Source organism: Cellulomonas sp. JH27-2 (assembly GCF_014837175.1).
Lineage (GTDB): Bacteria > Actinomycetota > Actinomycetes > Actinomycetales > Cellulomonadaceae > Cellulomonas.
On record NZ_JACYFR010000006.1, the window covers coordinates 63,969 to 76,878 of the forward strand.

Annotated in this window: 13 protein-coding genes; 11 read left to right on the forward strand and 2 right to left on the reverse strand. The window is 72.1% G+C overall.

Going from position 1 to position 12,910, the window contains the following annotated elements; genetic code table 11:
• The first annotated feature begins 180 nt into the window (after positions 1-180).
• Positions 181-1,110, forward strand: coding sequence for a tyrosine recombinase XerC (locus IC607_RS16290; RefSeq protein WP_191788474.1), 930 nt, complete (start codon positions 181-183; stop codon positions 1,108-1,110).
• Positions 1,111-1,131: 21 nt separating this feature from the next.
• Positions 1,132-2,076 (forward strand): FliA/WhiG family RNA polymerase sigma factor, encoded by a 945-nt coding sequence (locus tag IC607_RS16295; protein ID WP_225225224.1) that lies wholly within the window; start codon positions 1,132-1,134, stop codon positions 2,074-2,076.
• A 34-nt stretch (positions 2,077-2,110) separates the two neighbouring features.
• Here IC607_RS16295 and IC607_RS16300 read toward each other — a convergent pair whose 3' ends face one another.
• The gene (locus tag IC607_RS16300) at positions 2,111-2,686 is read right to left on the reverse strand and encodes a murein hydrolase activator EnvC (protein WP_370526334.1); all 576 of its coding nucleotides are present in this window, start codon (positions 2,684-2,686) and stop codon (positions 2,111-2,113) included.
• A gap of 395 nt (positions 2,687-3,081) precedes the next feature.
• On the opposite strand from IC607_RS16300, the gene rpsB reads away from it, so the two are divergent.
• The 8 genes from rpsB (at position 3,082) to dxr (ending at position 10,134) form a co-directional block, all read left to right on the forward strand.
• Positions 3,082-4,044, forward strand: coding sequence for a 30S ribosomal protein S2 (gene rpsB / locus IC607_RS16305; protein WP_191788476.1), 963 nt, complete (start codon positions 3,082-3,084; stop codon positions 4,042-4,044).
• Positions 4,045-4,162: 118 nt separating this feature from the next.
• Positions 4,163-5,008 carry a translation elongation factor Ts gene (gene tsf / locus IC607_RS16310; RefSeq protein WP_191788477.1) on the forward strand — a complete coding sequence of 282 codons (846 nt, stop codon included), beginning with the start codon at positions 4,163-4,165 and terminating at the stop codon, positions 5,006-5,008.
• A gap of 82 nt (positions 5,009-5,090) precedes the next feature.
• On the forward strand, positions 5,091-5,825 hold the full coding sequence (gene pyrH / locus IC607_RS16315) for a UMP kinase (protein WP_191788478.1): 735 nt from the start codon (positions 5,091-5,093) through the stop codon (positions 5,823-5,825).
• Between the two features lie 55 nt (positions 5,826-5,880).
• The gene (gene frr / locus IC607_RS16320; RefSeq protein WP_191788479.1) at positions 5,881-6,438 is read left to right on the forward strand and encodes a ribosome recycling factor; all 558 of its coding nucleotides are present in this window, start codon (positions 5,881-5,883) and stop codon (positions 6,436-6,438) included.
• The gene (locus IC607_RS16325) at positions 6,438-7,274 is read left to right on the forward strand and encodes a phosphatidate cytidylyltransferase (RefSeq protein ID WP_191788480.1); all 837 of its coding nucleotides are present in this window, start codon (positions 6,438-6,440) and stop codon (positions 7,272-7,274) included. The genes frr and IC607_RS16325 overlap by 1 nt, the downstream gene beginning before the upstream one ends.
• A gap of 27 nt (positions 7,275-7,301) precedes the next feature.
• Entirely contained in the window at positions 7,302-8,429 is a 1,128-nt protein-coding gene (gene rlmN / locus IC607_RS16330; protein WP_191788481.1) for a 23S rRNA (adenine(2503)-C(2))-methyltransferase RlmN, read from the forward strand.
• Positions 8,426-8,980, forward strand: a complete 555-nt coding sequence (locus tag IC607_RS16335) for a DivIVA domain-containing protein (protein ID WP_191788482.1) — start codon at positions 8,426-8,428, stop codon at positions 8,978-8,980. Before rlmN ends, IC607_RS16335 begins: the two co-directional genes overlap by 4 nt.
• Entirely contained in the window at positions 8,977-10,134 is a 1,158-nt protein-coding gene (gene dxr, locus IC607_RS16340; protein ID WP_191788483.1) for a 1-deoxy-D-xylulose-5-phosphate reductoisomerase, read from the forward strand. Before IC607_RS16335 ends, dxr begins: the two co-directional genes overlap by 4 nt.
• Positions 10,135-10,149: 15 nt before the next feature.
• Here dxr and IC607_RS16345 read toward each other — a convergent pair whose 3' ends face one another.
• The gene (locus IC607_RS16345; protein ID WP_191788484.1) at positions 10,150-11,427 is read right to left on the reverse strand and encodes an FAD-binding oxidoreductase; all 1,278 of its coding nucleotides are present in this window, start codon (positions 11,425-11,427) and stop codon (positions 10,150-10,152) included.
• A gap of 156 nt (positions 11,428-11,583) precedes the next feature.
• Between IC607_RS16345 and IC607_RS16350 the strand changes: the two genes are divergently transcribed.
• Positions 11,584-12,894 (forward strand): RIP metalloprotease, encoded by a 1,311-nt coding sequence (locus IC607_RS16350; protein ID WP_191788485.1) that lies wholly within the window; start codon positions 11,584-11,586, stop codon positions 12,892-12,894.
• Positions 12,895-12,910 lie beyond the last annotated feature (16 nt).

Sequence of the window (12,910 nt, forward strand, 5' to 3'; positions counted from 1 at the left end):
AGTGGGGCGATGGGGCTCCCGTGTCCCGACAACTGAGAGCGCAACCGGGTGAAATAAATCGCCCAAGTCGCCCTTTGTTCGTCGCCGATTCGGACATTCTCGGGTCAACCGGTCGGCATTAGCCCGGGTAGGTGAATCCTGTGCTTGTCCTGGGAGTGTGTTACCCGCCACGGTAAGGCCATGACAGTGACGGAGATCATGGAGGAGGCGCCCGAACGGGCTGCCCTGCTCGATGACTTCTGCGCGCACCTGGGGGCACAGCGCGGGCTGTCCCAGAACACGTCACGTGCTTATCGCTCCGACGTCGACAGCCTTCTGTCCTTCGCGGTCCGGCACGGCGCCGGTCACCTCGACCAGATCGACCTGCGGACCCTGCGGGCCTGGCTAGCGTCGCAGTCCGCTGCACACCGCAGCCGGGCGACGCTGGCTCGCCGGGGCGCTGCGGCGCGCACGTTCCTCGCGTGGGCCACGCGCACCGGACGCATCGAGTCCGACCCCTCCGTCCGGCTCGGCACGGCCCGCGTGCCGGCCTTGCTGCCCACGGTCCTGCGCGGTGAGGCCGTCATCCAGCTCCTCGAAGCGGCCCGGACCCGTGCCGCGGACGGCGGACCGCTCGCAGTACGCGACTGGGCGATGCTCGAGCTGCTCTACGCCACCGGCGTCCGCGTCAGCGAGCTCGCCGGCATCGACGTGCTCCAGGCCGACCTCGACGAGCGGATCGTGCGCGTCGTCGGCAAGGGCGACAAGGAGCGCGTGGTCCCGTTCGGTCGTCCGGCGCGCGACGCCGTCGCTGCCTGGCTGCGGGTGCGCGACGAGCTCGTCACCCCTGCCTCGGCCGACGCGCTCTTCCTCGGGGCCCGCGGTGGCCGCGTCGACCCTCGTCAGGTGCGCGAGGTCGTCCACGCGGCGACCGCCGCGGCCGGCGTCGACGACCTGGCCCCCCACGGGCTGCGGCACACGGCCGCGACCCACCTGCTCGAGGGCGGATCGGACCTGCGCAGCGTGCAGGAGATCCTCGGCCACTCGAGCCTCGCGACCACCCAGCGGTACACCCACATCTCGGCCGAGCGCCTCCGCTCGGCCTACGCACTCGCCCACCCCCGCGCCTGACCTGCACCCTCGGAGCCGAAGATGACGACGACGATGACGACCGACGCCGCAGCCACCTGGCTGACGCACGTGGGCCCCGATGCCGCACCTGCCGGCGTCGTGCCCCAGCCCCGCGGCGCCGTCGCGGCGGACGCGCCGACCGAGGTGGCCGCGCCCGTCGTGCCCGACGTCCCCACCCAGCGGACCCCGGTCTCCGACGAGGTCGTGGCGGCCGTCGCGCTGCTGTGGGTCGAGTTCAAGCAGAAGGCGTGCCGGACGTCGCGCGAGAAGCTGATCCTGCACTACGCGCCCCTGGTCGCGGCCGTCGCCGGCCGCGTGGGCATGCGCCTGCCGAGCACGGTCGAGCACGCGGACCTGGTGTCGTACGGCATGTTCGGTCTGATCGACGCGATCGAGAAGTACGAGACCGACCGGGCCGTGAAGTTCGAGTCCTACGCAAGTGCGCGGATCCGTGGCGCCATCATCGACGAGCTGCGCGCGATGGACTGGGTGCCCCGCTCGGTGCGCACCAAGGCGCGCACCGTGGACCGTGCCTACGCCGAGCTCGAGGCGACGCTGCACCGCGCGCCCACGGAGGCGGAGATCGCCCGTCACCTGCAGATCCCGCTCGCGGAGCTGCGCGGCGTCTACTCCCAGCTCTCGTCGGTGAACATCGCGGCGCTCGACGAGCTGCTGGGCGGCGGTGAGGACCGCGCCGGTGGCGTGAGCCTCGTCGACACCCTCGGCGACGAGCGCACGCAGGACCCCGCCGGCAGCCTCGAGGACGCCGAGACCTCCTTCCTGCTGGCGCGCGCCATCGAGCAGCTCGGCGAGCGCGAGCGCATGGTCGTCGTCATGTACTACTACGAGGGCATGACGCTCGCCGAGATCGGCCGCGTCCTCGGGGTGACGGAGTCGCGCATCTCGCAGATGCACACCGCGGCGATGCTGCGCCTGCGCGGACGCCTGACGGCCGCCGGGGTCTGAGCCACCTCATCTCCAGGGCGCCTCGAAGCGCGCGTCACGGCATCGGTAGGAGCACGATCGGGCCTGCCATGCCGACCAGGGCGAGCGGGTCGACGTAGGCCGGCGGGTCGCTCGAGCCGACCCGTACGCCCCAGTGGATGCACGTCTGCGGGCAGTGACCGCCGTGCGGTGAGACCGTCCCGACGACCTCGCCCAGGCTGACGTGGTCACCGCGGACGACGTCGGGGGCGACCGGCTCCAGCGTGGAGCGCCGTCCGTCTGCGTGCGTGATGGTGACCAGCGGTCGGCCGGCGACGCGCCCCGCGAACGACACGGTCCCGTCGCCCGGCGCCAGGACGTCGCCGTTGGGAACGGCGGCCAGGTCCACGCCGCGGTGGCCGGCCGCCCAGGGCTGCGGTGGGGGCTCGAACCCGCGCAGCACGGTCACGCGTCCGCTCAGCGGCAATGCGTAACCGGTCGACGCGCGAGCCGGGTCGGACGACGGTGCCGCCGTTGCGAGCGCCGGCGACGCGAGACCCCCGACCAGCACGACGAGCGCCGTGGTCCGCCAGGCCCGCTGCCACGGCGCGAGCGCGAGTCCCTGGCGCGGGCTGCCGCGGTGAGAGGTCACGTCCTGTCGTCCGTTGCGTGTCATGGCACCAGGTTCGCGATCTGGGGTGAGCGTGCGCTCGGCCCCGGCTGTTCCTGTGGGCGGATGTGCCGCCGGGCGTGGGCTGTGGTCACCTCGCTGGTCGGGGCATCGGCTGCTGTCGGCTAGACTCGTGGGTGCGACCGGTCCGTGCCGGTCGACTTCGCGTGTCATCAACCCGTTCCTCACCCGCCTCGGCGGGTGCTCGGCGCGGGGGTCGTCACCGCAGTGGTCCGGACCCTCGGGTGCGGCGCGGCCGACGACATGGCACCAGGGGCACCGACGGACGTCGGGGCCGACAACCCAGAACCGCGGTCCCGCTCGTCGGGGCCGCCCATGACGCGTGCGCCGCGAGGTGCGCGCCGGAAGGACGTGCCATGGCCGTCGTGACCATGCGCCAGCTGCTCGAGAGCGGTGTCCACTTCGGGCACCAGACCCGCCGCTGGAACCCCAAGATGAAGCGCTTCATCTTCACCGAGCGCAACGGCATCTACATCGTCGACCTGCAGCAGTCGCTGTCGTACATCGACCGCGCCTACGACTTCGTCAGCCAGACCGTCGCGCACGGTGGCTCGATCCTGTTCGTCGGCACCAAGAAGCAGGCGCAGGAGCCCGTCGCCGAGCAGGCCGCTCGCGTGGGCATGCCCTACGTCAACCAGCGCTGGCTCGGCGGCATGCTGACCAACTTCGGCACCGTCCACAAGCGTCTGCAGCGCCTCAAGGAGCTCGAGCAGATCGACTTCGACGACGTCGCGTCCTCGCCGCTGACCAAGAAGGAGCTTCTCGTCCTTCGTCGTGAGAAGGACAAGCTCGCCAAGACGCTCGGTGGCATCCGCGACATGGCCAAGGTCCCCTCGGCCGTGTGGATCGTCGACACCAACAAGGAGCACCTGGCCGTCAACGAGGCCCGCAAGCTCGGGATCCCCGTCGTCGCCATCCTCGACACCAACTGCGACCCCGACGTCGTCGACTACCCGATCCCGGGCAACGACGACGCCATCCGCGCCGTCCAGCTGCTGACCCGCGTGATCGCGGACGCCGCCGCCGACGGCCTGCTCAAGCGCCACTCCGGCGGCAAGAGCGCTGCCGAGGGCACGGCCACCGAGGCCGAGCCGCTCGCCGAGTGGGAGCGCGAGCTCCTGGCCGGCGCCGAGGCCGACCTGCAGCAGGGCGAGTCCGCCGCTGCTCCGGCCGCCGTCCAGGCCGAGGCGCCCACGGCTGCCGACGTCGTCGCGAGCGACGCCCCCGCCGAGGAGGCCGCTGCTGCTGCCGAGGCGACGGACGCCGCCCCGGCCGCTGCCGAGGAGACCGCCGCCGAGGGCGACGCCGACTCCAAGTGACCTGGTCGGGTGCCGGCGGACCTGCACAGGTCGCCGGCACCCGGCACGTCACGGACCCGGTCGCCACGGGCGCCGGGCCAGCATCAACCCCACGACTCACCAGGAACGGGAACCACTGATGGCGAACTACTCGCTCGCAGACATCAAGGCGCTGCGCGAGAAGACCGGTGCAGGCATGCTCGACGTCAAGAAGGCGCTCGAGGAGGCGGAGGGCGACGCCGACAAGGCGCTCGAGATCATCCGTGTCAAGGGCCTCAAGGGCGTCGGCAAGCGTGAGGGCCGCTCGGCCTCGGACGGCCTCGTCGCCGCCCACGTCGCCCCGACGGCGGACGGCGAGGGCCAGTCCGGCGTGCTCATCGAGATCAACTCCGAGACGGACTTCGTCGCCAAGAGCGAGAACTTCATCTCGCTCGCGGAGCGCGTGCTGAACGCGGCGGTCGCCACGGGCGCCCGCGACGCGGACGCGCTGGTCGGTTCCGAGTACGAGGGCACCACCGTCCAGAACATCGTCGACGAGACGGCCGCCACCCTGGGTGAGCGCGTCGTGGTGCGCCGTCTGGCCCGCGTGGCCGGCGAGCACGTCGAGGTCTACCTGCACAAGGTCAACAAGGACCTGCCCCCGCAGGTCGGCGTCCTGGTGGCGACCGACGCGGCCGGCGCGGCCGTGGCCCGCGACATCGCGACGCACATCGCCGCATTCTCGCCGACGTACCTGACGCGCGACGAGGTCCCCGCCGAGACGGTGGAGAACGAGCGCAAGATCGCCGAGGAGACGGCGCGCAACGAGGGCAAGCCCGAGGCCGCGCTCCCGAAGATCGTCGAGGGCCGCCTGACGGGCTTCTTCAAGGACACCGTGCTGCTCGACCAGCCGTTCGCGAAGGACAACAAGAAGTCGGTCGGCCAGGTCCTGACCGAGGCCGGCGGCACGCTGACGGGCTTCGTCCGTTACCGCGTGGGAGCCTGACACCATCCAGCATCACCCGGTGGCCCCGACCCGTTCGGGTCGGGGCCACCGGCGCAGACAGGACCCACACCAGGAGGAACGCGTGAGCCAGCAGCCCGGCACGGACGAGGGCGCGCGACGCGTCCTGCTCAAGCTCTCCGGCGAGACGTTCGGCGGGGGCGCGGTGGGTCTGGCGACCGACGTCGTGCGCCGCGTGGCCGCCGAGATCGCCGTCGCCGTCCGCGAGGGCGTGCAGGTCGCGATCGTCGTGGGCGGCGGCAACTTCTTCCGTGGGGCCGAGCTGTCTGCCAGCGGTCTGGACCGGGCCCGCGCGGACTACATGGGGATGCTCGGCACCGTCATGAACTGCCTGGCGCTGCAGGACTTCCTCGAGCAGGCCGGCGTGAGCACGCGTGTGCAGACCGCCATCGCGATGGGGCAGGTGGCCGAGCCCTACATCCCGCTGCGTGCGATCCGGCACCTCGAGAAGGGGCGCGTCGTGATCTTCGGCGCGGGTGCGGGCATGCCCTACTTCTCGACGGACACGGTCAGCGTGCAGCGCGCCCTGGAGACCCACTGCCAGGAGGTCCTGATGGGCAAGAACGGCGTGGACGCGGTCTACACCGCGGACCCCCGCAAGGACCCGGACGCCCAGCGCCTCGAGCACCTGACCTACACCGACGCGCTCGTCGGCGACCTGGCGGTCATGGACGCGACCGCGCTGTCGCTGTGCCGGGACAACGACGTGGTGATGCGCGTGTTCGGGCTCGAGGAGGAAGGGAACGTCACTCGTGCCCTGCGGGGTGAGAAGATCGGGACGCTGGTCACCGCGAACTGATCGACCTGCACCACCCACACCTGACCAGCCCAGACACTGACGAGCGGAGCGAGCCGTGATCGACGAGACCCTCTTCGAGGCCGAAGAGAAGATGGACAAGGCCGTGGAGGTCGCGAAGGACGACTTCGCGACGATCCGGACGGGCCGCGCCAACGCCGCGATGTTCTCCAAGATCTTCGTCGACTACTACGGCAGCCCGACGCCCCTGCAGCAGCTCGCCTCGTTCAACGTCACCGAGGCCCGCACCATCCTGATCTCGCCCTTCGACAAGTCGGCCAGCGCCGGCATCGAGAAGGCGCTGCGCGACTCCGACCTGGGCGTGAACCCGACGAACGACGGCAACGTCATTCGTGTGGTGCTGCCCGCCCTGACGCAGGAGCGCCGCAAGGACTTCGTCAAGCTCGCCAAGACCAAGGCGGAGGACGCGCGCATCTCGGTGCGCAACGTGCGCCGCCGTGCCAAGGAGGAGCTCGACCGCATCGTCAAGGACGGCGAGGCAGGGGAGGACGAGGTGTCGCGCGCCGAGAAGGAGCTCGAGGCCCTGACCAAGAAGCACGTCGACACGATCGACGGCCTGCTCACGGCCAAGGAGAGCGAGCTGCTCGAGGTCTGATGACAGAGCTCGCCGCACCTCGCACGTCCCGATCGGGTCGCGACCTCCCGGTCGCGATCGCGGTCGGCCTCGGCATCCTCGTGGTCGTCGTCGCCTCCCTGTTCATCGTCAAGGAGGTCTTCGCCGGGCTCGCCGTGCTGGTGGTCTGCGCGGCGCTGTGGGAGCTGGCCCAGGCGTTCACGCGCCGTGGCATCCACCTGCCGCTCCTGCCGCTGCTCGTCGGCGCGGTCGGGATCATGGTCTCGTCGTACACGGCCGGGGCGGAGGCGCTCTTCGTCGCCTTCATGCTCACCGTCGGCGGTGTCGTCATCTGGCGCGTGCTCGACGGGAGCGGTCAGCGTGCCCTGCTCGACGCGACGGCGGGCACGTTCGCCGCCGCGTACCTGCCGTTCCTCGGCGGGTTCGTCATGCTCATGCTCGCGCAGCCCGACGGGCCCGCGCGGGTGCTGCTGTTCATCTTGCTGTGCGTGGCCAACGACACCGGTGGCTACGTCGTCGGCGTCCTCGTCGGGCGCCATCCGCTGGCGCCTTCCGTCAGCCCCAAGAAGTCGTGGGAGGGCCTCGCCGGCTCGATCGTGCTGGCGTGCGTCGTCGGCGTGGTGGGCGTGCAGCTCGCGTTCGACGGGGAACCGCTCGTCGGCGTCGTCCTGGGCCTGACGACCGTCGTGACCGCGACGTTCGGCGACCTGTGCGAGTCGATGCTCAAGCGCGACCTGGAGCTCAAGGACATGGGCTCGCTCGTACCCGGGCACGGCGGCATCCTCGACCGCCTCGACTCCCTGCTCCTGACGGCGCCCGCCGTCTACCTCGTCCTGACGGCGCTCCAGCCCGCCTGACCCGATCCGTACCAGAAGGGGGTGCCCATGACCGGGACACCCGTCCGCCTCGACCTCTCCTCCCCGTCGAGGGGCCCGCGTGGCAAGCCGCCGCGCCACTTCGTCGACCTCACGCCCGCCGAGCGTGTGAGCGCGGTGACCGACCTGGGGGAGAAGGCGTTCCGGGCCAAGCAGCTCGCGACGCACTACTTCACGCACCTGAGCTCGGACCCGTCCACCATGACGGACCTGCCCAAGGCGTCGCGCGACAAGCTGACCGAGAGCCTGTTCCCGCCGCTGCTGACCGAGGCGCGGACGATGACGGCCGACGGCGGCACGACCGTCAAGACGCTCTGGCACCTGTTCGACGGCGCCAAGGTCGAGTCCGTGCTGATGCGCTACAAGAACCGCACCACGCTCTGCATCTCCAGCCAGGCCGGGTGCGGGCTGGCGTGCGCGTTCTGCGCCACGGGCCAGATGGGTCTCACCCGCAACCTGTCCACGGCGGAGATCGTCGAGCAGGTCCGTGAGGCGGCCCGCGCACTCGGCGCGGGAGAGATCCCGGGTGGGCCCGCGCGCCTGACGAACGTCGTGTTCATGGGTATGGGCGAGCCTCTGGCCAACTACAAGTCGATCATGGGGACCGTCCGCGCCCTGGTGGCACCGACCCCCGACGGACTCGGCATGTCCGCGCGCAACGTGACCGTCAGCACCGTCGGCATGGTCCCGGCCATGCGCAAGCTGGCCGACGAGGGCATCCCGGTGACTCTCGCCCTGTCGCTGCACGCCCCGGACGACGAGCTGCGCAGCGAGCTCGTCCCCGTCAACACGCGCTGGAACGTCGACGAGGCCATCGACGCGGCGTACCACTACTTCGAGGTCACCGGTCGGCGCGTCTCGATCGAGTACGCCCTCATCCGGGACATCAACGACCACGCCTGGCGCGCGGACCTGCTCGGCGAGAAGCTCAACGCCCGCGGCAAGGGCTGGGTGCACTGCAACCCGATCCCGCTCAACCCGGTGCCGGGCTCGAAGTGGACGGCGAGCGATCCGCGGGTCGAGGACGAGTTCGTGGCACGCTTGCGTGCGCACGGCATCCCGACCACCATCCGGGACACCCGTGGCAGCGAGATCGACGGAGCCTGCGGCCAGCTCGCGGCGGAGGAGGACGAGTGAGCGACGGGATGTTCCGGACGGTGTCCGGCTTCAAGACCGGGTACGACCCGAACGAGGTCGACGACTTCTTCGACCACGCGCGCACGGTCTACGAGAAGGGCCCGGCGGGCGCCCTGGCCGCGAAGGACGTGCGCGGCGTGGCGTTCGACGTGGTGCGCGGCGGCTACGTGACATCCGCGGTCGACGCGGCGCTCGACCGCCTCGAGGCGGCCTTCGTGGCGCGGTCGCGCGCGGAGTTCGTCGCCGAGAACGGTCAGCAGGCGTGGCTGACCAGCCTGGGAGAGCAGGCCCGCACGCTGTACGGCCGCCTGGGGCGTCCCGACGGGGACCGGTTCGCGCCGCCCGAGGGACGCGACCAGGGCTACGAGCCGGCCGACGTCGACGCGTTGTGCCACCGGCTCGTCGCCTACTTCGACAAGGGTGCGCCGCTGTCCGCCGGCGAGATCCGCGGCGCGACGTTCCGGTCCCGCAAGGGGCACAACGCGTACGGCGAGCCCGCCGTGGACGCCTTCTTCGCCCGCGCGGTCGAGGTCCTGCTGGGCGTCGAGTGACGTCCCGGACGGTCGCGCTGCTCGGCTCGACGGGTTCGATCGGCACCCAGGCCGTCGACGTCGTCACGCGCAACCCGGACAGGTTCGACGTGGTCGGCCTGAGCGCGGGTGGCTCCGACGTGGAGCTGCTGCTGAGCCAGGCGATCGCGCTGGACGTCGCGATCGTCGCGGTGGCCGACCCGGCCGCCGAGGCCGCCGTCCGTGCCGGCCTGGCCGGACGGGACGTCGAGGTCCTGGTGGGGCCTGACGCGTCGACGCTCCTGGCCGGCCGCGGGGCCGACGTCGTGCTCAACGGCGTGACCGGTTCTGTCGGCCTGGGACCCACCCTCGCCGCGCTCGAGGCGGGCAGCACGCTCGCGCTGGCCAACAAGGAGTCGCTCGTCGTGGGCGGCGCGCTGGTGCAGGCCGCGCGCCGGCGTGCCGACCAGATCGTTCCCGTCGACTCCGAGCACTCGGCCATCGCACAGGCGCTGCGCGGCGGTGCGCGCGACGAGGTGCGGCGGCTGATCCTGACGGCGTCGGGCGGTCCCTTTCGCGGTCGCAGCCTCGACGAGGTCAAGGCGGTCACCCCGCAGCAGGCGCTCGCGCACCCCACGTGGTCGATGGGCCCCGTGGTCACCATCAACTCGGCGACGCTGATGAACAAGGGGCTCGAGCTCATCGAGGCCCACCTGCTGTTCGACGTGCCGATCGACGACATCACGGTGGTCGTCCACCCGCAGTCGGTGGTGCACTCCATGGTCGAGTTCGTCGACGGCTCGACGATCGCGCAGGCCTCGCCTCCGGACATGCGCCTGCCGATCGCGCTCGGGCTCTCGTGGCCGGACCGCGTCGCCGACGTCTCGCCGTCGTGCGACTGGACGCAGGCGGCGACGTGGACGTTCGAACCGCTCGACGAGGAGGTCTTCGGGGCGGTCCGACTGGCCCGCCAGGCCGCTGCCGTGTCCGCGACCCACCCGGCCGTGTACAACGCGGCCAACGAGGAGTGCGTCGCGGCGTTCCTCGCCGGCCGGATCGGCTTCCTCGACATCGTCTCCACCGTCGAGCGCGTGCTCGAGGAGCACACCGGGACGGCCGAGCTCACCCTGGGATCGGTGCTCGGCGCCGAGACGTGGGCGCGAGCGCGCGCGAACGAGATCCTCGCGCAGCGCTGACGCCGAGCGGTCGTCTCAGACGACCGGGAACCGCTCGAGCACCTGACGTGCGGTGCGTGGCGTGCGGTCGAGCGACTCCGCGGAGTCCGCCCACGCGGCAGCCCGCAGCGCCAGCGCGACCTGGGCCGGTGCGCTCCGACCCCATGCCGGCGCACCCGGTCCGACCCATGCGAGCCTCGTCAGGTCGGAGCGGTCGCCCGTGACGAGGTCGGCGATCGTCCGACCGGCGAGGTTCGCCGCCGCGATCTCGGCGCCGCCGAACGAGGGGACGGAGCCGATGCCGGACGCCTCGTCGAACGTGACGTGCGGCAGGCCATCGCGCGTCACGCCGTTCGTGCCGGACCAGGTCAGCTCGCGGGTACCTGCGGCGGGCGGGAACATCGCGACGAGCGCGGCGCGCAGCGTGTCGGGGCGGGTGCCGGTCGCGGTGAGCACGAGGCGGTCGTCGTCGGTGCGTCGGGCGCAGACCGCGAGGTGTGCGAGGTCGGCCACCAGGACGCCCGGCGCCAGTCCGATCCGGTCCCAGGCCGCGGCGTCGAGCGCGTCGGTCGCGAGCCCGAGGGTGGGCACGGCCGCGAGGGACGGGCTGCCCGCGGCGGCGTCCGTCTCAGCCGCGACGACGATGCGCGGGGCACGCACGATGCCGCGGTCGGTGACGACCGCCCGCGGCGAGACGCGCACCGGCGCGGTCTGCTCCGCGAACCGCACACCTCGGCCTCGCAGGACCCCGACCAGACCAGCGAGCAGGCGGGCCGGGTCGAGGACAGCGGAGTCCGCGGTCCAGGCACCGGCCAGGACACCCGGGGACGCGACGTGCTCGGCCACCTCGGCGGGGTCCAGCAGCCGCCACTCGTCGCCCCAGGCACGCCCCTCGTCGACCAGCGTCGTCAGGCGTTCGACCTGCGCGGCGTTGCGGGCCACGCGCACCTCGCCGCCGAAGCGGAAGCCGCACTCGACCTCCTCCAGGCCCAGCACGCCGCCCACCTCGACGACCGCGTCGCGCAGCGCGGCGCGCAGGTCGCGTGCGCCGTCGTCGCCGTACGCGGCCACGAGCCGGTCGACGGGGGCCCGCAGATCGGGTGTGCAGGCGCCGACGCCGTCGAGTGCCGCGCCCGTGCCCGCGACGCCTGCGTCGACGACGAGCACGTCGAGCGCGGCGTCGGCCTCCAGCAGGTAGTAGGCGGTCCAGAGCCCCGACAGGCCGGCGCCCACGACGACGACGTCCGCGGTCGTGTCACCGTCCAGCGGCTCCCCGGGCCGGGGGGAGGGGGAGGGGGACCACACCGACGTCATGCACGGACCGTATCCGGTACGGGCCACCGGCGGGGCGATCCCGACCGGCGGGTCAGGTCGCGGCGCACGGGTGGCGTCCAGTGCATTCCCAGACTTCCGGGGGAAGATGTCCGGGCGCACGCCACCCGTGCGTCTTTCACGTGTGCGGAGGGGTCGATGGCCTACCTGGTCGCTGTGCTGATCGTCGTCGTGGTGCTGCTCTTCTCGATCGGGCTCCACGAGATCGGCCACATGGTCCCGGCGAAGCGCTTCGGCGTGCGGGTGAGCCAGTACATGGTGGGCTTCGGCCCCACGCTGTGGTCGAAGACCAAGGGGGAGACGGAGTACGGGCTCAAGGCGATCCCGCTGGGCGGCTACGTCCGGCTCGTCGGCATGTACGCGCCGGCCGAGGCGGTCGGCAACCCGAAGTCCGACACGTGGTTCCGTCGGTTGTCGGGTGACGCGCGTGACGCCTCGGCGGCCGAGATCCACCCCGGCGAGGACGCGCGGGCCTTCTACCACCTGTCCACGCCCAAGAAGCTCGTGGTCATGCTGGGTGGGCCGGTCATGAACCTGGTCATCGCGTTCGTGCTGCTGGGCGTCGTCGCCGTGGGCTTCGGCACGCCGACGACGACGACCACGCTCGAGACCGTCTCCGCGTGCGTGATCCCGGCCGACGCCGACGCCACGCGGGAGTGCGAGGCGACGGACGCGGCGGCGCCGGGTGCGGCGGCCGGGCTGGAGCCGGGTGACACGGTCGTCAGCTACGACGGCGTCCCGGTGACGTCCTGGGCCCAGCTCACGAAGGCGATCCGGGCGAGCGGCGACGTCGCCACCCCGATCGTGGTGGAGCGCGACGGGCAGCAGGTCGACCTGACCGTCACGCCGGTCGTCGCCGAGCGTCCCGTGTTCGACGACGACGGCCAGGCCGTCCTCGACTCGTCGGGCCGACAGAAGACGGCGCAGGTCGGGTTCCTGGGCGTCTCACCGGCGGAGCAGATGGAACGGCAGTCGCCGCTGGCCGTGCCCGGGATCGTCGCCGACACGACGTGGCAGACGATGCGCGTCGTGGGCACGCTGCCCGCGCGCGTCGTCGACCTGGTGCAGACCACGGTCGGCCACGAGGAGCGGGACACCAACAGCATCGTGGGTGTCGTCGGGATCGGGCGCTTCGCGGGGGAGATCGCGTCCGCCCACGACGTCAGCGAGGGGATCAAGGTCTCGGCGATCCTGCAGCTGCTCGCGGCCCTGAACATCGCGCTGTTCGTCTTCAACCTGATCCCGCTGCCTCCGCTCGACGGCGGGCACGTGGCCGCGGCGCTGTGGGAGGGGGGCCGTCGGCAGGTCGCGCGCCTGCGTGGCCTGCCGCGCCCTGGGCCGTCGGACTCGGCGCGGCTCGTCCCGCTCGCGTACGGGGTGTTCGTGCTGCTGGGTGCCGTCGGACTCCTGCTCGTCTACGCGGACGTGTTCAACCCCATCGCGATCTGAGCGTGGCTAGGCTCGG

Bases quoted from the DNA above. Each gene is read 5' to 3' on its own strand.
- IC607_RS16290 (WP_191788474.1), top strand. From the start codon at position 181: ATGACAGTGACGGAGATCATGGAGGAGGCGCCCGAACGGGCTGCCCTG.
- IC607_RS16295 (WP_225225224.1), top strand. From the start codon at position 1,132: ATGACGACGACGATGACGACCGACGCCGCAGCCACCTGGCTGACGCAC.
- rpsB (WP_191788476.1), top strand. From the start codon at position 3,082: ATGGCCGTCGTGACCATGCGCCAGCTGCTCGAGAGCGGTGTCCACTTC.
- tsf (WP_191788477.1), top strand. From the start codon at position 4,163: ATGGCGAACTACTCGCTCGCAGACATCAAGGCGCTGCGCGAGAAGACC.
- IC607_RS16325 (WP_191788480.1), top strand. From the start codon at position 6,438: ATGACAGAGCTCGCCGCACCTCGCACGTCCCGATCGGGTCGCGACCTC.
- rlmN (WP_191788481.1), top strand. From the start codon at position 7,302: ATGACCGGGACACCCGTCCGCCTCGACCTCTCCTCCCCGTCGAGGGGC.
- IC607_RS16345 (WP_191788484.1), bottom strand. From the start codon at position 11,427: ATGACGTCGGTGTGGTCCCCCTCCCCCTCCCCCCGGCCCGGGGAGCCG.
- IC607_RS16350 (WP_191788485.1), top strand. From the start codon at position 11,584: ATGGCCTACCTGGTCGCTGTGCTGATCGTCGTCGTGGTGCTGCTCTTC.